General features: G+C 74.9%; 20 protein-coding genes. 6 read left to right on the top strand and 14 right to left on the bottom strand.

What is annotated here, in order from left to right; translation table 11 throughout:
• Nucleotides 1-7: 7 nt before the first annotated feature.
• Together ACFXOZ_RS08640 and ACFXOZ_RS08635 are read right to left on the bottom strand one after the other, a co-directional pair.
• Nucleotides 8-772: a MerR family transcriptional regulator gene (locus tag ACFXOZ_RS08640; protein ID WP_380523543.1), complete on the bottom strand. Its 765-nt coding sequence runs from the start codon at nt 770-772 to the stop codon at nt 8-10.
• Between the two features lie 198 nt (nt 773-970).
• The gene (locus ACFXOZ_RS08635; RefSeq protein WP_380523598.1) at nt 971-1,861 is read right to left on the bottom strand and encodes a LysR family transcriptional regulator; all 891 of its coding nucleotides are present in this window, start codon (nt 1,859-1,861) and stop codon (nt 971-973) included.
• A gap of 153 nt (nt 1,862-2,014) precedes the next feature.
• Between ACFXOZ_RS08635 and ACFXOZ_RS08630 the strand changes: the two genes are divergently transcribed.
• Both ACFXOZ_RS08630 and ACFXOZ_RS08625 read left to right on the top strand, forming a co-directional pair.
• Nucleotides 2,015-2,965: a DMT family transporter gene (locus ACFXOZ_RS08630; RefSeq protein WP_380588691.1), complete on the top strand. Its 951-nt coding sequence runs from the start codon at nt 2,015-2,017 to the stop codon at nt 2,963-2,965.
• A gap of 7 nt (nt 2,966-2,972) precedes the next feature.
• Nucleotides 2,973-4,439, top strand: coding sequence for an MFS transporter (locus tag ACFXOZ_RS08625; RefSeq protein ID WP_380588689.1), 1,467 nt, complete (start codon nt 2,973-2,975; stop codon nt 4,437-4,439).
• Here the strand turns inward: ACFXOZ_RS08625 and ACFXOZ_RS08620 are convergent.
• The 8 genes from ACFXOZ_RS08620 to ACFXOZ_RS08585 form a co-directional block, all read right to left on the bottom strand.
• Nucleotides 4,354-4,734, bottom strand: coding sequence for a hypothetical protein (locus ACFXOZ_RS08620; RefSeq protein ID WP_375891194.1), 381 nt, complete (start codon nt 4,732-4,734; stop codon nt 4,354-4,356). The genes ACFXOZ_RS08625 and ACFXOZ_RS08620 overlap by 86 nt on opposite strands.
• Nucleotides 4,735-4,790: 56 nt before the next feature.
• Nucleotides 4,791-5,990, bottom strand: coding sequence for an SUKH-4 family immunity protein (locus ACFXOZ_RS08615; RefSeq protein ID WP_380588617.1), 1,200 nt, complete (start codon nt 5,988-5,990; stop codon nt 4,791-4,793).
• Nucleotides 5,991-6,302: 312 nt separating this feature from the next.
• Nucleotides 6,303-6,767: a hypothetical protein gene (locus ACFXOZ_RS08610; protein ID WP_380523538.1), complete on the bottom strand. Its 465-nt coding sequence runs from the start codon at nt 6,765-6,767 to the stop codon at nt 6,303-6,305.
• Between the two features lie 154 nt (nt 6,768-6,921).
• Nucleotides 6,922-7,512 carry a DinB family protein gene (locus tag ACFXOZ_RS08605; RefSeq protein ID WP_375891200.1) on the bottom strand — a complete coding sequence of 197 codons (591 nt, stop codon included), beginning with the start codon at nt 7,510-7,512 and terminating at the stop codon, nt 6,922-6,924.
• Between the two features lie 88 nt (nt 7,513-7,600).
• Nucleotides 7,601-7,909 (bottom strand): DUF6191 domain-containing protein, encoded by a 309-nt coding sequence (locus ACFXOZ_RS08600; RefSeq protein ID WP_375891202.1) that lies wholly within the window; start codon nt 7,907-7,909, stop codon nt 7,601-7,603.
• A 71-nt stretch (nt 7,910-7,980) separates the two neighbouring features.
• Nucleotides 7,981-8,553, bottom strand: coding sequence for a dihydrofolate reductase family protein (locus tag ACFXOZ_RS08595; RefSeq protein ID WP_375891204.1), 573 nt, complete (start codon nt 8,551-8,553; stop codon nt 7,981-7,983).
• A 126-nt stretch (nt 8,554-8,679) separates the two neighbouring features.
• Complete coding sequence (locus ACFXOZ_RS08590) at nt 8,680-9,417, bottom strand: SRPBCC domain-containing protein (protein ID WP_380523531.1); 738 nt, start codon at nt 9,415-9,417, stop codon at nt 8,680-8,682.
• Complete coding sequence (locus ACFXOZ_RS08585; RefSeq protein WP_380523529.1) at nt 9,414-10,091, bottom strand: helix-turn-helix domain-containing protein; 678 nt, start codon at nt 10,089-10,091, stop codon at nt 9,414-9,416. Before ACFXOZ_RS08585 ends, ACFXOZ_RS08590 begins: the two co-directional genes overlap by 4 nt.
• A 312-nt stretch (nt 10,092-10,403) precedes the next feature.
• On the opposite strand from ACFXOZ_RS08585, the gene ACFXOZ_RS08580 reads away from it, so the two are divergent.
• The 3 genes from ACFXOZ_RS08580 (at nt 10,404) to ACFXOZ_RS08570 (ending at nt 16,308) form a co-directional block, all read left to right on the top strand.
• A complete protein-coding gene (locus ACFXOZ_RS08580; RefSeq protein ID WP_380588612.1) occupies nt 10,404-11,108 on the top strand; it encodes a hypothetical protein in 705 nt (234 codons plus the stop codon).
• Nucleotide 11,109: 1 nt separating this feature from the next.
• Complete coding sequence (locus tag ACFXOZ_RS08575; protein WP_380588609.1) at nt 11,110-12,978, top strand: hypothetical protein; 1,869 nt, start codon at nt 11,110-11,112, stop codon at nt 12,976-12,978.
• A gap of 69 nt (nt 12,979-13,047) precedes the next feature.
• Nucleotides 13,048-16,308, top strand: coding sequence for an error-prone DNA polymerase (locus tag ACFXOZ_RS08570; RefSeq protein WP_380588606.1), 3,261 nt, complete (start codon nt 13,048-13,050; stop codon nt 16,306-16,308).
• A gap of 187 nt (nt 16,309-16,495) precedes the next feature.
• On the opposite strand, the gene ACFXOZ_RS08565 is transcribed toward ACFXOZ_RS08570, so the two are convergent.
• Nucleotides 16,496-17,347 (bottom strand): TIGR03084 family metal-binding protein, encoded by an 852-nt coding sequence (locus tag ACFXOZ_RS08565; RefSeq protein ID WP_380588603.1) that lies wholly within the window; start codon nt 17,345-17,347, stop codon nt 16,496-16,498.
• A 148-nt stretch (nt 17,348-17,495) separates the two neighbouring features.
• Between ACFXOZ_RS08565 and ACFXOZ_RS08560 the strand changes: the two genes are divergently transcribed.
• Nucleotides 17,496-18,326 carry a LuxR C-terminal-related transcriptional regulator gene (locus ACFXOZ_RS08560; RefSeq protein ID WP_380523518.1) on the top strand — a complete coding sequence of 277 codons (831 nt, stop codon included), beginning with the start codon at nt 17,496-17,498 and terminating at the stop codon, nt 18,324-18,326.
• Here ACFXOZ_RS08560 and ACFXOZ_RS08555 read toward each other — a convergent pair.
• Genes ACFXOZ_RS08555 through ACFXOZ_RS08545 form a run of 3 tightly spaced genes read right to left on the bottom strand, consistent with a single transcriptional unit; the run spans nt 18,319 to nt 21,069 of the window.
• On the bottom strand, nt 18,319-19,854 hold the full coding sequence (locus tag ACFXOZ_RS08555) for an AMP-binding protein (protein ID WP_380588601.1): 1,536 nt from the start codon (nt 19,852-19,854) through the stop codon (nt 18,319-18,321). The genes ACFXOZ_RS08560 and ACFXOZ_RS08555 overlap by 8 nt on opposite strands.
• A gap of 51 nt (nt 19,855-19,905) precedes the next feature.
• Nucleotides 19,906-20,271 (bottom strand): MerR family transcriptional regulator, encoded by a 366-nt coding sequence (locus ACFXOZ_RS08550; RefSeq protein WP_380523515.1) that lies wholly within the window; start codon nt 20,269-20,271, stop codon nt 19,906-19,908.
• A gap of 30 nt (nt 20,272-20,301) precedes the next feature.
• On the bottom strand, nt 20,302-21,069 hold the full coding sequence (locus ACFXOZ_RS08545) for an SDR family NAD(P)-dependent oxidoreductase (protein WP_375891223.1): 768 nt from the start codon (nt 21,067-21,069) through the stop codon (nt 20,302-20,304).
• Nucleotides 21,070-21,142 lie beyond the last annotated feature (73 nt).

Here is a 21,142-nt window from a genome sequence, read left to right as displayed (position 1 = left end):
CCTCGGCTCAGGAGAGCCGAGCCGCCGCGTACGCCTCCATGGCGGCGCGCTGGTAGGCGGCCAGCCCGGGAGCGATGGCCTCGTACGCGGCGCTCCACTGCTCGTTCTCCGTGCACGAGCGGGCGAGGGCGAGGTACTCGTCCAGCGGAACACCGGTCCGCAGACCGATGAGCACTCGGTAGTCCTCAGCGACCATCTGCTGCGTGCGCTCGCCCTCGGCCGGGTGGCCGGCGGCCATCAGTTCCGCCAGGCGGACCATCCGCGCGGTCCGCTCGCGCTGGCCGGCTTCGATCTCCGCCGGGGTCATCCCGGCGGTCGCGAGCCGGGTGGCCTCGATGTGCTCGGGGAAGTCCCGCAGGCTGCTCTCGATGTCGGCGGGCTGGATGCCGTCGAACAGGTTCTCGGGCCGGTTGATGCTGGTCATGGGTGTGCCGTCCTTCCGGGAGCGTTCCAGGTCGGCGATCGTGCGCGAGACGGTGGCGGCCAGGGTGTCGAGCCGGTCGCGCTCGGCGACCAGTCGGCGGTGGTGGCCCCGCAGGGCCTCCAGTTCGTCGACCTGGGCGCCGACGATCCGGGAGATCTCGGTCAGCCCCACGCCCAGTGCCCGCAGCACGAGGATCTGCTGCAGCTTCAGCAACTGCCGCTCCTCGTAGTAGCGGTGGCCGTTGGAGCCGATCCAGGCCGGGGGCAGCAGCCCGATCTCGGCGTAGTGCCGCAAGGTGCGGGCCGTCACGCCCGACATCCGGGCGACTTCCGCGATCGGCCAGGCCATCGCCGTCTCCTCTCCTGCGGGGCTGTCGCCCCGTTCCGTCACCGTGCACGTCCGCTCGGACCGGGGCCGGTTCCTCCGGCCCCGGTCACGACCGTAGGAGTTGCCGCTGCGGCAACTTCAAGTCCGACCGCCGCCGCCCGATCACCGCCCGCACCGCCTCCGTCGCCCACTCCGCCGACAACCCACCCCCCCCGCCACCTACACCGTCCGCACCGCCGACGCGGGAGCTGCCACCGATCGGAGTGCTGCCACCAGCGCCCCGAGCACCGGCTGCCCCCAGGCACCCTCCCGTACGGCGGCGTGCAGGGTCCGTACCGGCTCCGGGCCGCGCACCCGGCAGACCGTGACGCCCGGGTGGCGCTGCGTCAGGCCCAGTTCCGGAAGCAGCGACACTCCCAGCCCCGCCGCGACGAAGCCCTGCGCGGTGACGTAGTCCGCGCCGTCCACCGCGAGTGCCGGACGGAATCCGGCCGCGTCGCAGGCGTCCTCCACCAGGCTCCGACAGGGGCCGGGCGGCTCGGCGCCGACCCAGGGCTCCTCCGCCAGCTCGGACAGGTCCAGCACGCGCCGCCCGGCCAGCCGGTGGCCCCGGGGCAGTACGGCGCGGTACGGATCGTCCTGCAAGTGCACCAACCGCAGCCCGGTCGGGGCGTCCTCGGCCCGGAACACCACCGCGAGGTCGGCCCGGCCGTCCCGCACCTCGATGAGCGGGTCGACGGGGTCGGTCAGGCCCAGGTCGAGCCGAACGCCCGGGTACTCGCGGCGGAAGACGGCCAACGCGGGTGCCACCAGGGCGGAACCGGCCGTGGTGAAGTACCGGACGGTCAGGCAGCCGGTCCGTCCGGCCCGCAGGTCGGCCAGTGCCGCGCCCGCCTCGGCGACCTGCCGGTCGATGGCTGCCGCGTGCCCGGCGAGCAGCAGTCCGGCGGCGGTCGGTCGCACGCCGCGCCCGATCCGTTCCAGCAGCGCCGTCCCGGTCTCCCGCTCCAGCGTCGCCACCTGCTGGCTGACGGCGGACGGGGTGTAGCCGAGTGCGCCGGCGGCCGCGCTCACCGAGCCGTGGTCGACCACGGCGCGCAGCACCTGCATCCGGCGGACGTCGAGTGAGGCAATCATGCAGCGCAGCTTAAAGGTGGTTCAGAACTTTTCGCTTGTGCTAAGTGATCACCGCGCGCGACCGTCATCGGGCACCCCGAAACCCGACCGACACCACCATCGACAAGGAGCTGGACCGTGCTGCGGATGGCCGTCCTCGCCCTGCTCTGGGGCTCAGGCTTCCTCTGGATCAGGATCGCGCTGCAGCACGGGCTCACCCCGGTGCAGATCACCGTGCTGCGCGCCGCCCTCGGCGCCGCCGTCCTGCTGTTGCTCGCCCGCTCCGCCGGGCAACGTCTGCCACGCGGCGGCGCGCTCTGGCGGCGGCTCGCCGTGGCCGCGTTCTTCTGCAACGCCCTGCCGTTCCTGCTGACTGCCTACGGCGAACGCAGCGTCGGCTCCGGCCTGGCCGGGGTGCTGCACGCGACCACCCCGCTCTGGTCGCTGCTGATCGGCTTCGCCTTCGGGACCGAGCGGGCCCGGGGCCCACTGCGCCTGGTCGGTCTGCTGCTCGGCTTCGCCGGCGTGCTGCTGATCCTCGCCCCGTGGCGCGACGGCGGCGGAATCGGTGACGGGATCGGCGGCGGCGCCGGCGGGGGCATCAGCATCCCCGGGGCGCTCACCCTGCTCGGCGCGGCGGCGAGTTACGCCATCGCTTTCGCCTACATGGCCCGGGCATTCGCCGGGACGGACACCGCCCCGCTCGCCCTCTCCGCCGCCCAGCTCTCCGCCGCCGCCGGGCTGAGCGCGATCGCCCTGCCCACGGTCGGCCCGCTGAACCCGCTCGCCGGCGCCGATCCGCTCGGCCTGGCCGCCGTCACCGTCCTCGGCATCGCCTGCACCGGGCTGACCTTCCACCTCAACTACCGCCTGATCGCCACCGAGGGCCCGACCGGTGCCGCCACCGTCGGCTACCTGCTGCCGGTCGTGTCCACCGCGCTCGGCGCCCTGTTCCTCGGTGAGCAGCTGACCGCACGGGCGGTGGCCGGGATGGCCGTCGTCCTGGCCGGGGTGTTCCTCGTGAAGCACCGGCCGAAGCCCGCCCCCGCCCCGGCCTCCGCCCCCGCCCCCGTCCTCCCGGACCTCGCACGTGACTGAACGGACCATGCGCCCCGACTCCCTCTGGCGGATCCCCGACTTCCGCACCCTCTTCACCGCCACCGCTCTCACCCAACTCGGCACCAACGTCGGCTACGTCGCCGTCCCCCTGGTCGCCGTCGAGGCCCTCGGCGCGGGCCCCGGCCAGGCCGGTCTGCTCGCCACCCTGAGCACCCTCGCCTTCCTGCTGATCGGGCTGCCCGCCGGCGCCTGGGTCGACCGGATGCACCACCGCCGCGTCCTGATCGTGGCCGACCTGGTGAAGGCCGCGCTCTACGCCTCCGTCCCGCTGGCCTGGTGGCTCGGCGGGCTCACCCTCGGGCAGCTGTACGCGGTCGCGCTGCTCACCGGCGGTGCCACGGTCTTCTTCGACGTCGGCTCGCAGAGCGTGCTACCCGGGCTGGTCGGCCGGGAGCATCTGGTGGACGCGAACTCCGCCGTGGTCGGGCTGATGGCGGTCGGCAACGTCGCCGGACGCGGTGCGGGCGGGATGCTGGTCCAGTTGCTCACCGCGCCACTGGCGATCGCGGTGACCGCGCTCAGCCACCTCGGCTCCGCCCTGCGGCTCACCGCGCTGCGCCGCACCCCCGCCGATGACGTCCCCGCCGCCGACATCCCCGCCGATGACGTCCCCACGGCCGCCCACCCCGACACCGCCACCCGCCCCGTCATCCCCGTCCCCGTCCCCGGCCCCGGCCTCGGCGCGCAGATCGCCGAGGGCCTGAGGCACGTCCTCGGCAACCCGGAGCTGCGGGCCCTGGCCGCCACCGCCTCCCTCAACAACCTCGGCTCGCAACTGGTCAACACCCTGCTCCCGGTGCTGTTCGTCCGTGAACTGAACCTCCCGGCCTGGGCGTTGGGCCTGTTCTGGGCGGTCGGCGGGGTCGGCATCCTGCTCGGTTCGCGCTGCGCCCGCCCGGTCTCGGCCCGGTTCGGTGACGGTCGCACCCTCGCCCTGGCGGGTCTGTGCCTGGCGCCCGCCGGACTGCTGGTGCCGATGATCGTCGGCGGGCCGTGGCTGTTCCTGGCCGGGGCGGGCTGGCTGCTGGTCTCGCTCAAGACCGGCATGGACAACGTGCTCGGGGTGAGCCTGCGTCAGCGGATGACCTCGGACCACCTGCTCGGCCGGATGAACGCCACTTTCCGTTTCCTGCTCTTCGGCGCGCTCGCGATCGGCTCCGCGCTCTCCGGGCTGCTCGGCGAACTCCTCGGCCTGCGCACCACGCTCTGGCTCGGCGGGGCCGTCCTCGCGACGGCCTTCCTGCCGGTCTACCTGTCCCCGCTGCGCACCCGCCGCCGACCGCCCGCAGCACCGGTGAGCACGGCCACCAGCACCGCCCTCAGCGGCGCGGCCCCCACCGCCCCCACCGGCACAACCGCCTGCGCGCCTACCAGCCCGGCCCGGTACCGTGCCTCGGCTGCCAGTCCAGCCCCGGGTCCGGACGCGGACGGACGGTGTGCACCAGCGCGATGACCGACCAGACCACCACGGTCAGCAACGCGTAGAACAGCAGCAGCGCCCAGAACGGCGTGGTGGACAGGCTCCGGTCCTCGAACCGGCACCAGGCGTCCGGCGGGAGCCAGGAGGCGCCCGTCTCCAGCAGCCGACCGCCGCCCGATACCAGGCCGCGCTCGCAGCGCTCCCCGTAGTCCAGCGACCGCACGTACAGCAGGGCGTACAGCGCGCCCGCCGAGGTGAGGGAGAGGCCGGCGCCGATGCCGAGGAGCACCACCCGTCTTCGCCCGGCCGCCGTACGGATGTTCGTCACCGGGGCAGCGTACCGGCGCGGCGGCGCCGGCCGAGGGAGGAGCGTCCCCCCGGCGTTCAGCCGAGCAGCCCGCCCAGGTGCCCGTCCTCCGCGAGCAGCCGCCAGGACCGCCCGGGCGAGGCGAAGGCCTCCGGGTCGACGCCCTCGACCAGCCGGTCCACCACGGTGCTCAGCAGCGACTGCGGGTCGAACACCGCCCAGGTGTCCCGACCCCGGCCGTGCTCGCCACCGTGCTCGCGGCCGTGCTCGCCGCCGCGTTCCCGGCCGTGCTCCCAGCGCTCCCACTCGGCGCGCAGCCGCTCGTACGTCCACAGGGCGTAGAGCAGGGCGGTCAGGTCGCGGTTGAGGTAGGCCTCGGGCTGCCCGTCGTCGTACCAGTCGGGCAGTTCCAGCCGCCCGGTGGCGCCGTCCAGGGCGATGGTGAGGTCGGACGGCCAGTCCCCGAGCGCGAGGTAGTCCCGCTGGTACGGGCGTTCCTCCTCGCCGTCGAAGTACTCGGGGTACGCCTCCGCCATGGTGACCAGCGGCTCCTCGCACACCCCGAACATCGCGCCGCCGAGCGGCAGGCCGACCTCGGTCAGCAGTCGGCGGGTCGGCTCGTGGGTGAGCGCGGCGGGCAGCGACTCCGGCCGGAACCGGTGCACCCGGCCCGCCCCGCCGTCCTCGTCGGTCAGCGCCGCGAGCTCGGCGACCAGTTCGGTGTCGACCCGGTACGCGGGGCCGCCCGGGCCGCCGGGCAGCGCGCCCCAGCCCAGTGCGCGGACCAGCAGGGCCGTACTCCAGTGCGCGGGCGTGGCGTCGCGCCCGAACAGCCCGGGGTCGATTTCCCGCATCCGCCGCTCGGCACCGGCCGTCACCTCGGCCACCACCGCGGGCCCGCGCCGTCCGTCCAGCGCCTCCGGGCGCCGGGCCGCTTCGCCCACGGCCTCCACCTCCCGTACCAGCGCGGCCAGTGCGGGCAGGTCGGAGGCCAGCAGGTCCCGTCGGGGGCCGCCGTTGCCGAGGAGCACCTCGCCGGTGGTCCCGTCCAGCAGCACCAGGTCGCCGACGGGGGCGAAGGGGGTGCAGTAGTCCGTCTCCCCGAGGATGAAGAGCCGCTCCGCGCCGGCGGTCGGGAAGGCCTTCAGCGAGCCGCCGCCGAGCACCCGGAAGTCCAGGAACGCCCCGGCCGCCGGCAGCCCCTCCCGCACCAGGAACTCCCGGCTCCCCTCGTGCACCACGCCACCCGGCACCCCGGCCACCCGCACACACTCCACGTGCCCCGCCCTTCCCCGTTCCGCCCCCTGTTCCACCCGACCCTAGCGGGCCGACCCGACAGCGCCACGGCGGTTTCCCCGGCCGGCAGCCGGCCCCCGGGTCCGCCCCCTCGAAGCTGCGAGTCCGCACCCACCCCTTCGTGCCGGTGCCTACGGGTGCACCACCTCGTCCACGTTCCACCGCTCCGGCAGGTCCGCGTCGCAGAAGACGCAGACGTGGTGCCCCTCCCGGACGATGCCGCACCGCCCGCCCGTCCAGGCGGCGAACTCGCCCTCGGCGCGTACGGGTCGGCCGCCCGGATTCCCGGGGGCCTACGGCCGCAATTCCGACGGCTGCATCCCCGCTGGCCGCAACTCCGCCGACCGCGGCCCCGACGGGTACAACTCCGGCGGCCCCACATAGCGGTACGCCCGCCCGAAGCCCTCCTCGACCTCCGCCGCGACACCCCGCTCAGCCAGCTGCACCTGCCACCACGCCATCTCGACGGCCGTCCCACTCAGCCCGAACTCCCGTAGTTCGTCGAGCAGTTCGTGAGCCTCGTGGAGCGTGACCCCGGCCCCGTCCCGCAGCACCCGCAGGGCCGCCACCGGATCCCCGAGCGGATCCCCGAGCGGATCGCCGGGCGGATCGTCGGGCGGACCGGAGAGCCGCAGTCGGGCCGGACCGTGGGCGGCCAGCAGCGCCGCCCGGACGTCCGTCGGCATCGCCTCCGGGCCCGCGTGCTCGCACAGGTGCGGGCCGCAGGACGGGCAGTGCAGCTCGGCGTCCCACCACAACTCCCGCCCCTGGTGCAGGAACTGCCCGATGCTCCGGACGGCGGCGCCCCCGCACTGCGCGCACCGTACGGACGTCCTGACGCCCGCCCCGTGTCCGCCCCCGCCCCCGCCCCTGTCCCCATCCCTGTCCCCGCTCCCACTCCCGCCCCCGGGCTCAAGCGAGTCCGCCGGCCCGTCGGGCCGCCTGCTCCACCCGGTCGTGGTGGGCCCGCCACCACGAGGCGTCGCCGGGGGCCGTGTTGGCGCCGTCGGACCGCTGGCCGGTGGCGCCGTCGATGAGTTCGCGGACCAGGTCGGCGTGGCCGGCGTGCCGGTGGGTCTCGGCGATCAGGTGGACGAGTACCCGGTGCAGGGTCTGCTGCGGGCGGTCGCCGAACGGGAGCCGGCCGACGGCGTCCAGCGGCAGTGCCTCGATGGTGGCGTCCGAGTGCGCCCAGACCCGGCGGTAGCGCCCGAGGACCTCCTCGGTGCTCTCCTCGGCCCGGGCCCACAGGTCGCCGTTCGGCTCGTCGGTGCCGACGAACCACAGCGGGGTCGGTTCGGGGAAGGGGCGCCCGAAGGTCTCGCCGAGGTACAGCGCCTCGGCCCCGGTGACGTGCTTGACCAGCCCCAGGAGGTTGGTGCCGGTGGGTGTGAGCGGTCGCCGGAGGTCGTACTCGGAGAGGCCGTCCAGCTTCCACAGCAGGGCGTCGCGGGCGTCCTGGACGTAGATCCGCAGGTCGTTCTTGTCGTCGTTCGCCGTCATGGGATCAGTCTGGTGACGGCCGGGAGCCTGTCCACCGGTTTAAGACCGACCGGTTCAAGCGTGACGGGACGTCAGCCCTCCTGCCCGGTCAGCCCCGCCGGATCACCGCCGTGCCCCGGGCCAGGTCCACCCCGGTGGGGTTGCGCGGTGCGCCGTTCTCGTCGTCGTCGCGCTGCATCAGCGAGGACTGCCGCTCCTTGAGCTCGTGCTGCTTGCCCGCCGAGAAGCTGGCGTGCAGCTGCTCGAAGCCGGTGGCGGAGATCTGGCCCTGTCGCGCCGGGGTCCGCCAGGGCAGCAGCCCGGCCCGTCCGGCGCGCAGCAGCAACTGGTCGACCAGGGCCAGCACGGTGAGCAGCACCACCAGCCCGGGCAGGGTGACGAAGACGAGGAGTCCCATGGGTCGAGTATCCGTGTCCCCAGCGGTCCGCAACAGGCCCGGGCGCCGGGAACGCACGCCGGGAACGCCGGTCAGCGCACGACGTCGAAGATCTGCTTCTGCAGGCCGTTGCCGTAGACCTGGTGCTCGACCAGCTCCAGCTTCTGGGCGTCCTTGTCCGTGGCGCTGAACAGGCGCTTGCCCGCGCCGAGCAGCAGCGGGTAGACGAGCAGGTGGTAGCGGTCGATCAGGCCGGCGTCCGAGAGGCTGTGGTTCAGGGCGGCGCTGCCGTGCAGGATGATCGGCCCGCCCTCGGTCTCCTTGAGGGCCGCGACCTGGTCGACCGAGCGCAGGATGGTGGTCTCGCCCCAGTTCGACACCAGGTCGTCCTCGGTGAGGGTGGTGGAGACGACGTACTTCGGCAGCGTCTTGTAGCGGGCGAACTCCGGCATGTCCGGCCAGACCGGGCTGAACGCCTGGTAGCTGACCCGGCCCAGCAGCATCGCGGTGGCCTCCTCCTGCTCCTGTCCCTTGATCTCGTAGGCCTCGGGGACGAACTCGACGTCCTTGAAGGTCCATCCGGAGTTCCGGTAGCCAGGTTCGCCGCCGGGGGCCTCGACGACGCCGTCGAGCGAGACGAAGGCGGTGCTGATCAGGGTACGCATGGGTGGTTCCTCGGTTCTCGTGGCTCTGCGGTTCTTGTGGGACTGCGGCTCTCGGGACTGCGGTTCTCGCGGGTCTACGGTTCTCGTGGCTCTGCGGATGTCGGACGGGCGATGCGTGCGCGTCGGTCAGGCGAGGAGCCAGGCCAGCCATCGCTGCCAGGCGGCTTCGGCCCCGTCCGTCGCGGGCCCGAAGAGGTGGTGGAACATCAGCACCGTCCCCGCGCCGTGGTGGAAGGTGTAGAGCCCGTCGGCGGTGCGGAGTTCGAAGCGTTCGTCGTCCGCCCAGACCACCTCCCCGTCCAGTGCGGGCAGTCCGGCCGGTCCGGCGTGGGCCCGGGCACCCACGGTGACCGGGAGCGGCAGTGACAGGGCGTCGGCGAGCAGGCCGCGGACCTCCGGGTCCGGGCGTCCGCCTCCGGGCGCGGCGGCGAAGACCGGGGTGCCGGTGCGGCCGGGGAAGTGGGTGAGGTACTCGCGGAGCGTGTGCAGGTGGAACGGCCAGCCGCGGCGCAGCGCGTCGTACTCGTCCTGCCAGTCGTCGCCGAGCAGGCCGCTGTGGACGACGCGGAGCACGGTGCTGCCGCCGTCCCGGCCCTCGATCAGGTACTCGAAGGCCATGAACCGGCCGTCCTCGGCGGTGGCGGTGCGGGTGGCCAGGCGCTTGCCGGGCTCGTGGGCGGTGACCACCGCCTCCGTGCGGTGGCCGCCGATCTCCATGCCGGCGGTTCCGCCCTCGCGCGGATCGAGTTCGTTGCGGCCCATGAACCAGGAGTCGAGGCCCGGTCCGGTGGCGATGGCCTCCCAGACCTGTTCCGGGCTCGCCGGGAGGGTCGTCTCCAGTTCGATCTCGAAGGGGTGGGTCATGTCCGGTTCTCCTGGTCGGCCTCGGGCCGCGGTCGGGTGTCCGTGGGCCGCGGTCGGGTGTCCGCGGGTTGCGGTCGGTCGTCCTCGGGTTGCGGTGCCGAGGGGATCTGGTGGAGTCCGACGACCACCCGGTGGCTGCGGCCCCCGGGGGCGGACTCGTCGTGGTAGCGGCTGACCAGGGTGGCCACGGCCAGGGACAGTTCCTCGGCGAAGGCCGTCCGGTCGGCGGCGGAGGCGAACCGCACCTGGGCGTCGATGCCGAAGGAGGCGACCCGGCGCCCGGCGCGGGAGGCGCCGGTGAGCAGGGCCCCGACCTCCTGCACCAGCCGGGAGCCCAGGGCGAGCAGCCAGCGGGCGGAGAGCTGGTCGGGGGAACGGGAGGGGTCGGGGCTCACGGCGGCCAGGACGCTGGGGGAGATCACGTAGGAGGCGGCGGTGGCGCGGTACACCCGTTCGGTGACGTTGCCCTTGCGTCGTTCCTCGGCGAGTTCGACGAGTCCGTGCCGTTCCAGTTCTTTCAGGTGGTAGTTGACCTTCTGCCGGGGCAGTTCCAGCCGGGTGGCCAGCATGGCGGCCGAGCCGGGCTCGGCGAGGGCGGCGAGGATCCGGGACCGGATCGGGTCCAGGGAGGCCTCGGCCGCGGCGGGTTCTTCGATCACGGCGACGTCCAGCACCTCTCCAGCATCCGACCGACAAAAAAATTTGTCAAGGAAAAAAGGGTTGTCGGTCACCTGAAAGAGCCAAGGGGGCTCCGGCATTCGGCGCATCCGACACGGAGCGTGACGGATGGGGGTGGTGGGGTGGACTTGAATCTTTGCGAACTGATGTTCGATCCTGGGGCTGTGCCCGTTTTCGAACCTTCTTTCGAATCCACCGTCGAACAGCAGCCCGCACGCCCCGTGCTGCGGCCGGTGGCGCTCCCGGCTGCCGTGCCCGCGTCCGAGAGCGTGCGGACGGACGGGTTGACGGACGGGATGACGGCTGGCTTGACGGCTGGGCAGGCGGCCGGGCGCGGACTGGTGTCCGTGGTGCCCGCCCTGCGCGAGGTACTGCCGGACGGCGGACTGCGGCGCGGGACGGCGGTGTCGGTGGCGGGCGGGGACGCCGGACTGCTGCTCGCGCTGGCCGCCGGGGTCCGGGAGACCGGGGGCGGCTGGGCGGCCGCGGTCGGGCTGCCGGAGCTGGGCCTCGCCGCCGCCGAGGGGTACGGCCTGGACCTGCGCCGCCTGCTGGTCGCCGACGACCCGGGGCGGCACTGGCCCGAGGTGGTGTCGGTGCTGGCCGGCGCGGTCGAACTGATCATGCTGCGCCCGGACGGGCCGGTGCCCCCGAAGCTGGCCGCCCGTCTGGCCGCCGTGCTGCGGCGCACCGGCTGCGTGCTGCTGGTGGCCGGGCCGTGGCCGGGGGCGGTGCTGCGGCTGGGGGTGCGGTCCGGTCGCTGGTTCGGGTTGGGGGACGGCCACGGGCAGCTCGCCGGGCGTCAGGTGGAGGTGGTGGCCGAGGGGCGCGGTTCGGCGGTGCGCGGCCGGACGGCCCGGCTCTGGCTGCCGGACGAGCACGGCGCGGTGCGCCCGGTCCGGGAGCAGCCGCAGCCCCTCGCCGTTCCCCCGGGCCCCGCGGCCGTCCCCGTCGTTCCCGCCGTCGTCCCCGCCGTTCCCGTGGCGGCTCCGCTCGTGGCGGCGGTGGTGTGACATGCCGACGACGCCCGACGGCGACCGGACCCCCAGGGTCCTGGTGGTCTGGTGCCCGGACTGGCCGGTGGTGGCCGTCACCGGTGACGACCCGGTGGCCGTGACCGAGGCCGGCCGGATCCTCGCCTGCTCCGCGGGCGCCCGGGCTGCCGGGGTGCGGCAGGGGCAGCGGCTCAAGCTGGCCCAGCGGCTCTGCCCGGAACTGGAGCTGCGCGACCGCGACCCGGAGGCGGAGACCCGCCGTTTCGAGCCGGTGGTCGCGGCGGTGGAGGCGTTCACGCCCCGGGTGGAGGTGATCCGCCCGGGTCTGTGCGCCATTCCGGTGAAGGGCCCGGGCCGCTACTTCGGCGGCGAGGAGGCGCTCGCGGCCCTGGTCGGCGCGGCGGTGGCGGACGCCCTCGGGCGACCGCCCGTCCCGGACGCCGTCCCCGGCGCGGTGGCAGTGCCCGCCACCCCAGGCCCGCCCGCCACGCCCGCCACCCCAGGCCCGCCCGCCGCACCGGTCACCGGACCCACCGCCGTACCTATCACCGGACCCACCGCCGGACCCACCGCCGGACCCACCGCCGTACCCACCGCCGTACCCACCGCCGTACCCACCACCGGACCCACCGCCGGACCCACCGCCGCACCGGCCACCGGACCGACCGCCCCCCACGCCCGGATCGGCGTCGCCGACGGCCTGTTCGCCGCCGTGCTCGCTGCCCGCGCCGGGGTGCTGGTGCCCGCCGGTCGTACGGCGGAGTTCCTCGCCCCCTACCCGGTGGCCACGCTGGGTGACGAGACGCTGGCCGAGCTGCTGGGGCGGCTCGGCCTGCCCACCGTCGGGGCCTTCGCCGCGCTGCCGCCCGAGGCGGTCGCGGACCGCTTCGGCCCGACCGGGACGGTCGCGCACCGGCTGGCCCGCGGCCTGCAGCCGCGCCCGCTGGTGCCGCGCGGCGAGGAGCCGGACCTCGCCGTCGAGCAGCGCTTCGACCCGCCGGAGCCGTCGACCGAGCCGCTGGTGTTCGTCGCCCGCACGCTGGCCGAGCAGCTGCACCGGCGGCTGGCCGGAGCCGGGCTGACCTGCCGCCGGGTGGCGGTCGAGGTGGCCTGCGCGGACGGCCGGACGGTCTCCCGACTGTGGCGGCACGAGGGCCGGCTGTCCGCGACGGCCCTGGCCGAACGGGTCCGCTGGCAGCTCCAGGCCTGGCAGGGCATGGGCACCTTCACCAGCGGCCCCGGCAGTACCGGCAACACCGACGGCCAGGGCAGCACTGGCAGCACCGGCAGCCCCGCCAGCCCCGGGGCCGAGGAGGGCTTCGCCCTGCTCCGCCTCGCCCCCGACGGCCTCTCCCCGGACCAGGGCCGCCAGCTCGCCCTGTGGGGCCAGGCCGTCGCGGACGACCGGGTGGAGCGCGCGGTGGCCCGGGTGCAGGCGGTGCTCGGCCACGCCGGGTTGCGCCGGATCGAGCCGGCCGGCGGGCGTGGTCCGGGCGAGCAGCAGGTCCGGGTGCCGTGGGGCGAGCCGTACGAGGCGGCGGCTGCGGCGGAGGCGCCCTGGCCGGGGCGGCTGGCGGAGCGGTCGGCGGACCTCTGGCCGGCCGTGGTGCTGCGCGAGCCGGCGCCGGTCCGGGTGCTGGACGAGGCCGGCCGACCGGTCACGGTGGACGGCCGGGCGGGGGTGTCGGGCCGCCCGGCCCTGGTCGTGGCCCGGGGCCGGGAGGAGCGGGTGGCGGCCTGGACCGGGCCCTGGCCGGCGGTCGAGTACTGGTGGGACCAGTCGCTCGCCCGCCGCCGGGCGCGGTTCCAGGTGGTGGTGGACGGCGGCCGGGCGCTGCTGCTCACCGTGGAGGGGGGTGCGTGGTACCTGGAGGCCGGCTACGACTAGCGGCCCGAAGGCCCGCGGCAGGGGGGCAAGGGGGGCAGGACCAGTACGAGAGCGACGAAGGCAACCCCGATGGGCTTCACCAGCCACCCCACCGTCCCCTGGAGCGAACTGCACCGCCGGCTGGCCGGCGCCGCGCCGGACCGCACGGTCGTCCCGCTGCGCCGCCCCGCCTCGGAGGCCCCCACCGAACCCCCCACCGAAGAAGCCCCCACCGAACCCCTCGCCGAACCCCCCGCCGAACCCTGGGCCGAACTGCACGTCCACTCCGCCTTCAGCTTCCTGGACGGCGCCAGCGACCCGGAGGACCTGGTCGCCGAGGCGGCCCGGCTGGGCGTGGAGACCCTGGCGATCACCGACCACGACGGCCTGTACGGAGCGGTCCGGCTCGCCGAGGCGGCCCGGGGGACGGGCGTGGCCACCGTCTTCGGCGCCGAACTGACGATCCGTCACGGTGCGAGAGGTGCGGGTGCCGAGGACGTCGAGCACCTGCTCGTCCTGGCCCGTGACCCGGCCGGCTACCGCCGTCTCTCCGCCGCGATCGCCGCCGCCCAGCTGGCCGGCGGCGCCAAGGGCCGTCCGGCGTACGACTTCGCCGCGCTCGCCGGGGCGCACGACGGCCACTGGGCGGTGCTCACCGGCTGCCGCCTCGGCCGGGTCCCGGCGGCCCTCGCGACCGGCGGGGCGGAGCAGCGACTGCGCACCCTCACCGAGGCGTTCGGCCGCGAGAACGTGTACGTCGAGCTGATCGACCAGTGGCTGCCCGGCGACGACCGGCGCAACGACGCCCTCGCCGCGCTCGCCGGAGAACTGCGGCTGCCGGTCGTCGCCTCCACCAACGCCCACCACGCCGGCCCCGCCCAGGGCCGGCTCGCCCAGAGCCTGGCGGCCCTGCACGGGCGCCGCACCCTCCAGGAGGCGGCCGGCTGGACGAGGGCCTCCGGCACCGCGCACCTGCGCTCGGGCCGGGAGATGGCCGCCCGGCTGGCCCGCTTCCCCGGCGTACGGCGGGCCACCGCCGAACTCGGCCGGGCCTGCGCCTTCGACTTCGCCAAGCTGGACCCGGAGCTGCCCGGCTACCCCGTCCCCGAGGGGGAGACCGAGATCGGCCACCTGCGCGCCCTGGTCGCGGCCGGCGGCCCGGCCCGCTTCGGCCCCGGCAACGCCGCCGCCCGCCGCCAGCTCGCCAAGGAGCTGGACGTGATCGAGGACCTCGACCTGGCCGGCTACTTCCTGATCGTCCACGACATCGTGGACTTCTGCCGGAGCCAGGACATCTGGTGCCAGGGCCGCGGCTCGGCCGCCAACTCGGCGGTCTGCTACGCCCTCGGGATCACCGCCGTCGACCCGGTCCACTACAAGCTGCTGTTCGAGCGCTTCCTGTCCACCGCCCGGGACGGCCCGCCCGACATCGACCTGGACATCGAGAACCGCCGCCGCGAGGAGGTCATCCAGTACGTCTACCGCCGCTACGGCCGCGAGCACGCCGCCCAGGTCGCCAACGTGATCACCTACCGCCCCCGGCTGGCGATCCGCGACGCCGCCCGGGTGCTCGGCTACCCGCAGGGGCAGGTGGACGCCTTCAGCCGGCAGACCGACTTCCGTTCCGCCCCCGGCGCGGACGCCGTCATCCCCGCCGACGTGCTCTCGCTCGCCGCCCAACTCCACGGCCTGCCACGCCACCTGGGCATCCACTCGGGCGGCATGGTGCTCACCAGGGAGCCGATCGGGGAGATCTGCCCGACCGAGTGGGCCCGGATGCCCGGGCGCTCCGTCCTCCAGTGGGACAAGGAGTCCACCGCGGGCGCCGGGCTGGTGAAGATCGACCTGCTCGGCCTCGGCATGCTCGCCGCGCTGCACGACGCCTGCGACCTGATCGCGCTCCACCACGGCCTGCGCTACGACCTGGCCGGCATCCCGGGCGACGACGAGGGCGTGTACGCGATGCTGCGCCGCGCCGACACCGTGGGCGTCTTCCAGGTCGAGTCCCGGGCGCAGATGGCCACCCTGCCCCGGCTCAAGCCGGACCACTTCTACGACCTGGTGGTCGAGGTCGCGCTGATCCGCCCCGGCCCGATCCAGGGCGGCTCCGTCCACCCGTACCTGCGCCGCCGCGCCGGGGCGGAGCCGCCCGGCTGCCCGCACCCGCTGATGGAGAACGCCCTCGGCAAGACCCTCGGGGTGCCGCTGTTCCAGGAGCAGATGATGCAACTCGCCATCGACTGCGCCGGGTTCACGCCCGCCGAGGCCGACCGGCTGCGCCAGGCGATGGGCGCCAAGCGCTCGCACGAGCGGGTCGCCCGGCTGCGCGACCGGCTGCTCACCGGGATGGCCGAGCGCGGCATCCCGGCCGAGGTCGCCGAGGACGTCTACGGCAAGATCGAGGCCTTCTCCAACTACGGCTTCCCGGAGTCGCACGCGATCAGCTTCGCCTACCTGGTGTACGCCAGCGCCTGGCTCAAGCACCACTTCCCGGCGGCCTTCACCTGCGCCCTGCTGGCCAACCAGCCGATGGGCTTCTACTCGCCGCTCAGCCTGGTCGCGGACGTCCGCCGGCACGGCGTACGGGTGCGCGGGGTGGACGTCAACGCCAGCGGGCCGCGCCCCACCCTGGAGCCGTACCGGGGCCCGACCCCCGCGCCGCCGCTGACCGCCGGCCGGCCCCAACCGGCCATCCGGCTCGGCCTGGAGACGGTGCGCGGCATCGGCACCCCGCAGGCCGAGCTGATCGCGGCCGGGCAGCCGTACGCCGACCTGGAGGACTTCGCCCGCCGCACCGGTCTGCCCGCGCCCGCCCTGGAGGCGCTGGCGACGGCCGGGGCCTTCGACTGCTTCGGCCTGACGAGACGTCAGGCGCTGTGGGCGGCAGGCGCGTTCGCGGGGATCTCGGCCGAACTGCTCCCCGGCACCACGCCCGGCACCGAGGCGCCGGAACTGCCCGGGATGAGCCCGGTCGAGGAGACCATCGCCGACCTGTGGGCCACCGGCACCTCCGCCACCAGCCACCCGCTCCAGCACCTGCGCGCCCACCTGGACCGCGGTGGCGCGCTCAGCGCCGCCCAACTCCCGGACGTGCCACCGGGAACGGCCGTGGTGGTCGGCGGCCTGGTCACCCACCGCCAGCGCCCGCCGACGGCCGGCGGGGTGCTCTTCCTCAGCCTGGAGGACGAGACCGGCCTGATCAACGTGATCTGCAACCGCCCGGTCTGGGAGTCCCAGCGCCGCACCGCCCTGGACCGGGCCGGCCTCCTGGTGCACGGCCACATCGAACGCGACCGCGGCGCCACCAACCTGATCGCCACCCGCCTCACCCCACTCCGGATCGGCCTCTGAGGCCCCGGTCCGCCCGGTCGTGCTCAGCCCGGTCGCGCTCAGTCCGGGTAACGCACCAGCCCGCTCAGCTCCAGCTCGAAGTCGAACGGCTCGGGAACGCGCATGCTGTCCCCGAACTTCCGGTCGTGCCGCGCGTGGTAGCGGTCGTGGTCCGGTGCAGTCTGTGCGCGGACCCGCTCCGGGCCGGTCAGGCTCCGGCGCCGGGCTGCCGGCCCTTGCCGGGAGGGCCGGCGAAGGTCTGGGCGATCGGCAGCCAGATGGTGGCGATCGGGCCGGTGGCGGTCAGGGCGAGGTCGTCGCGGTGGCGGCGCTGGGTGACCAGGAGGCAGAAGTCCAGGGCCGGGCCGGTCACCACGTCCATCGCGTCGGTCGGGCCGAAGGCCCACGAACCCCCGTCGGGTGCGGTCAGTTCGAGGCGCACCGGGCGTTGCGGCGCGGGCAGGCCGTGGGCCGCGAAGGCGAAGCCGAGGGTGCGCAGGCCCAGGTGGGCGATGTGCCGCAGCCGGTCGGTGGGTTCCCGGGTCGTGCCCAGCGCGTCCGCCACGTCCTGGCCGTGCGCCCAGGTCTCCATCAGTCGGGCGGTGGCCATCGAGGCGGGCTTCATCGGCGGGCCGAACCAGGGCAGCCGGACGTCGGCGGGGGCGGCGGCGAGGGCGGCCTGTACCTGCGCCCGCCCGGCCCGCCAGCGGGCGAGCAGGGCGGCGGGTTCGGCGGCCGCACCCTCCCGGGCGCCGTCCTCGACCGGGTCGGCGCCGGCGGCCAGCAGCTGGGTGAAGCGGCCGCCGAGCGAGGCGGTGAAGCCCTCCGGGTCGCGGGTGGCCAGTGCCGTCCAGTCGTCGGTCCAGGCCAGGTGGGCGATCTGGTGCGCGACCGTCCAGCCCTCGGCCGGGGTGGGCGCGGCCCAGTCCGCGGCCGACAGTCCGGCCACCAGCCCGTCCAGGACGGCGCTCTCGGCCCGCAGGTCGGCCAGCAGGCCGTGCAGGACGTGGCCCGGGGCGCCCGGCGTGCCCGGGGTGTCGGGGGTGTCGGGGTCGGTCATCGGCTCTTCCCTCCGCTCGGCGCGGTTGCTACTCGTCGGTAGCCCGCGGCCGCACCCTACGCCCCGACCGGCGCCGACGCCCGCCACTCCACGGAACACGCACGTCAGGACTCTCGCCTCCGGTCGCACCGCGTGTGACAATTCCGCGATGACCAGGGCTGCGGACCCCCTCACTGCCGTGCCGTTCGGCGCCCCCGAGCGCCCGGACCACCCCGAGCGCCCCCACCACTCCCACCACTCCCACCACCCCGCCGACTCCGACGACCCCGAACTCGCCGCCCGCGCCGCCGAGCTGGTGCGCCGCGCGGTGCTCGGAGACCTCGCCCGCCGGGTGGTGGCCGAGTGCGGTGCCGACGTCGGGCTGGTCGGCGTGCCCGAGCCGCTGCCCGGCCGCCGCCCCGGCAGCGAGGGCATGGTGCTGCGCCACTGGGCCGGTACCCGGGCGGACCTGCTGCACGACGTGCCCGTCCCGGCCGGCCTCGGCCTCGGCGGCCGGGCGCTCGCCGAGCGCGCGCCCACCTGGGTACCCGACTACCGTGCGGCCACGACCATTTCGCACCAGTACGACGCGGCCGTGGCCGCCGACGACCTGTACGCGATGCTCACCGTCCCGCTGCTGGACGGCGACACCGTGCACGGCGTGGTGTACGCCTCGCTGCGCACCGTCGTCCCGTTCGGGGACGTCCGGATCTCCGCCGTCGGCCGGCTGGCGGCGACGGCCGCCCGGGCGCTCGCCGGGGCGGCGGCCTGGAGCCGTACGAAGCCCGAACCGGTGTCGCCCGCACGGCCGTTGACCCGGCGCGAGCACGAGGTGCTGCGCTGGGCGGCGACCGGCCGGACCAATCCGGAGATCGCCGCCCACCTGGGCCTGACCTGCAACACCGTGACCGGCTACCTCAAGTCCGCGATGCACAAGCTCGGTGTCCGCAACCGGACCGAACTCGCCCTGGCGGCCAGGGCGACCGGACTCGTCAGTTGACCTGGCGCTCCCGCCCGCTCCAGTACGGCTCGCGCAGCCGGAACTTCTGCAGCTTCCCGGTGGCCGTGCGCGGCAGTTCGGCGCGGAACTCCACCGAGGTGGGCGACTTGTAGCCGGCCAGCCGCTGCTTGCAGTGCGCGATCAACTCCGCTTCGGTGACGGCCGCCCGGTCCTCCCGGAGCACCACCAGGGCCTTGACCGTCTCGCCCCACTTCTCGTGCGGCACCCCGATCACCGCGACCTCGGCCACCGCCGGGTGGCCGTACAGGCAGTCCTCCACCTCGATCGAGGAGACGTTCTCCCCGCCGCTGATGATGACGTCCTTCTTCCGGTCCGAGATGGACAGTTGGCCGTCGGTGAGGGTGCCGCCGTCGCCGGTGTGGAACCACTCGCCCCGCAGCGCCTCGGCGCTCGCCTCCGGCTGCTGCCAGTACCCGTCCAGCACGGTGTTGGAGCGCACCAGCACCTCGCCCTGGGCGTCGACCCGCAGCTGGGTGCCGAGCGCGGGCGCGCCGGCCTGTACCAGCTTCTCGGCCCGTTCGGCGGCCGGCAGGGCGTCCCACTCGGCGCGCGAGCGGTTGACGGTGACGATCGGCGCGGTCTCGGTCAGGCCGTAGAGCTGCATGAACTCCCAGCCCAGCTGCTCCTCGACCTGCTGCACCACGGAGGTCGGCGGCGGGGCGCCGGCCACGATCATCCGCACCCTGTCCCGGCCGGGCACCGGGCCGTCCCAGTCGGCGGCCGCGTCCAGCACCATCTGCACCACGGCGGGCGCGCCGGACAGGAAGGTCACCCCGTGCCGCTCGACCCGGCGCAGGATCTCGGCGCCGTCCACCTTGCGCAGCACGATGTGCCGGGCGCCGAGTCCGGTGAGCGAGAACGGCAGGCCCCAGCCGTTGGCGTGGAACATCGGCAGGGTGTGCAGGTACACGTCCCGGTCGTTCGCGCCGTAGTGCAGGCCCATCAGCGTCGCGTTCAGCCAGACGTTGCGGTGGGTGAGCTGAACCCCCTTGGGGCGGGCGGTGGTTCCGCTGGTGTAGTTGATGGTCGCGGTGTCGTTCTCGGAGATCGCGTACCGGCGGGGCGCGTGGTCGAAGTCGTACAGCAGCGCGTCACTGTCCGCGCCGAGCACGAACTTGTGCTTGGCCACCACCCCGTGCAGCGCGTCGGCGAGTTCGGGGTCGACCAGCAGGACGGAGGCGCCGCTCTGCTCGACGATGTACGTGACCTCCTCGGCCCGCAGCCGGAAGTTGACCGGCACCAGCACCCGGCCGTACCCGCTCACCCCGAAGAAGGCGGTGAGCAGCCGGGCCGAGTTGTGCGAGACGACCGCGACCCGCTCGCCCGGACCGACGCCGAGCCGGTCCAGCCCGGCGGCCTGGGCCCGGGCGAGCCCGGCGATCCGCCGGTAGCTCAGCTCGCCCCAGGATTCGGCCGGTTGCACCGGCTCGTCGACGATGCCGACCCGGTCGCCGTAGACCAGCTCGGCCCGGTCGAGGAAGTCCAGCACGGAGAGTGGAATCTGCATGCGCCCACTGTCCTATCCCGCGCGCCCGCTGCACACCCCCGATCGGGGGTGTCACCCGTTCGAACGCAGCCGCTCGGCCGCCGTCAGCGCCACCAGCAGCCGGTCCCGGGCCTCGGTCTGGGCGGCGATCCGGCGTTCGAGCGCCGCCAGCCGCTCCCGGACGACCCCCAGCACCCGCTCGGACGGCGGCCGGGCGAGGACGTCCCCGTCCAGGCAGGTGAGCATCGGCCGGAGGTCCTCCATGGTGAGCCCGGCGGCGACCAGAGCGCGGATGTTGCGGACCCGCGGGACGGCCGAATCCCGGTACTCCCGGTAGCCGTTGGCCGCCCGCTCGGAGTCGATCAGCCCGGCCTGCTCGTAGTGCCGCAGCGCCCGGGCCGTACTGCCCGTCCGCCGCGCCAGTTCACCGATCCGCACCGCCGCCCCGCCCGTCCGTCCGTCGGTTCCTCAGGCCACCAGCGCGCCCCCGTCCACGGACAACACTACGCCGGTCACGAACGAGGCCTGCGGCGAGGCGAGTTGGGTGATCGCCCAGGCCACCTCGGCGGGCCGCCCGATCCGGCCCAGCGGGGTGAGCCCCAACTGCCACTCCAGGATCGCCGCCGACAGCTCGGGGCTGAAACCGGAGTGCTCGCCGATCGGGGTGTCGATCGCCCCGGGCGCCACCGCGACCACCCGGATGCCGCGCGGCGCCAGCTCGACCGCCCAGCTGCGGGTGATCGTCTCCAGCGCCGCCTTGCCCGCCGCGTACACCGAGTTGGTCGGCCAGCCGCGCTGTCCGACGGCGGTGCTGACGTTGACCACCACGCCCCGGCTCTCGGCCAGTGCGGGCAGCGCGGCCTGGCCGAGCAGCACCGGGGCGACCAGGTTGGTGGCCAGCAGTGTTTCGATCCCGGCCCGGTGGAAGTCGCCGAGGCGCTGGGTGTTCTGCACGATGCCGGCGTTGTTCACCAGCACGTCGAGCCGCCCGTACCGCTCCAGGGCCGTTCCGACGATCCGCTCCGGGGCGTCCGGTCCGGTGACGTCCGCCACCAGCGGCTCGATCAGCCCCGGGTGCGCGGCCGCCGTCTCCGCCAGCGGCCCGGGGCGCCGCCCGACCGCCACCACCCGGGCGCCCTCGGCCGCGAAGGCCCGCGCGGTCTCCCGCCCGATCCCCGTCCCGGCCCCGGTGACCACCACGACCCGACCCGTCCCCGCTTCGTTCTGTTCGCTCATGGGAGCACTCTCCGACCCTGCCGCCAGCGTCAAGGTCAAGCCGCAACCGTCGAGCGGTGGCCGGCCGTCCGTC

The organism is Kitasatospora sp. NPDC059160, assembly GCF_042755465.1.
Lineage (GTDB): Bacteria > Actinomycetota > Actinomycetes > Streptomycetales > Streptomycetaceae > Kitasatospora.
Note: the sequence above shows the minus strand (reverse complement) of the source record. Positions and strands in the feature narration are given on the sequence as shown.

Coding starts and splice junctions, on each gene's coding strand:
- ACFXOZ_RS08590 (WP_380523531.1), bottom strand. CDS start 9,417: ATGACCCACCCCTTCGAGATCGAACTGGAGACGACCCTCCCGGCGAGC.
- ACFXOZ_RS08600 (WP_375891202.1), bottom strand. CDS start 7,909: ATGGGACTCCTCGTCTTCGTCACCCTGCCCGGGCTGGTGGTGCTGCTC.
- ACFXOZ_RS08605 (WP_375891200.1), bottom strand. CDS start 7,512: ATGACGGCGAACGACGACAAGAACGACCTGCGGATCTACGTCCAGGAC.
- ACFXOZ_RS08640 (WP_380523543.1), bottom strand. CDS start 772: ATGGCCTGGCCGATCGCGGAAGTCGCCCGGATGTCGGGCGTGACGGCC.
- ACFXOZ_RS08565 (WP_380588603.1), bottom strand. CDS start 17,347: ATGACCGACCCCGACACCCCCGACACCCCGGGCACGCCGGGCGCCCCG.
- ACFXOZ_RS08570 (WP_380588606.1), top strand. CDS start 13,048: ATGGGCTTCACCAGCCACCCCACCGTCCCCTGGAGCGAACTGCACCGC.
- ACFXOZ_RS08560 (WP_380523518.1), top strand. CDS start 17,496: ATGACCAGGGCTGCGGACCCCCTCACTGCCGTGCCGTTCGGCGCCCCC.
- ACFXOZ_RS08635 (WP_380523598.1), bottom strand. CDS start 1,861: ATGCAGGTGCTGCGCGCCGTGGTCGACCACGGCTCGGTGAGCGCGGCC.
- ACFXOZ_RS08595 (WP_375891204.1), bottom strand. CDS start 8,553: ATGCGTACCCTGATCAGCACCGCCTTCGTCTCGCTCGACGGCGTCGTC.
- ACFXOZ_RS08630 (WP_380588691.1), top strand. CDS start 2,015: ATGGCCGTCCTCGCCCTGCTCTGGGGCTCAGGCTTCCTCTGGATCAGG.
- ACFXOZ_RS08625 (WP_380588689.1), top strand. CDS start 2,973: ATGCGCCCCGACTCCCTCTGGCGGATCCCCGACTTCCGCACCCTCTTC.
- ACFXOZ_RS08545 (WP_375891223.1), bottom strand. CDS start 21,069: ATGAGCGAACAGAACGAAGCGGGGACGGGTCGGGTCGTGGTGGTCACC.
- ACFXOZ_RS08575 (WP_380588609.1), top strand. CDS start 11,110: ATGCCGACGACGCCCGACGGCGACCGGACCCCCAGGGTCCTGGTGGTC.
- ACFXOZ_RS08555 (WP_380588601.1), bottom strand. CDS start 19,854: ATGCAGATTCCACTCTCCGTGCTGGACTTCCTCGACCGGGCCGAGCTG.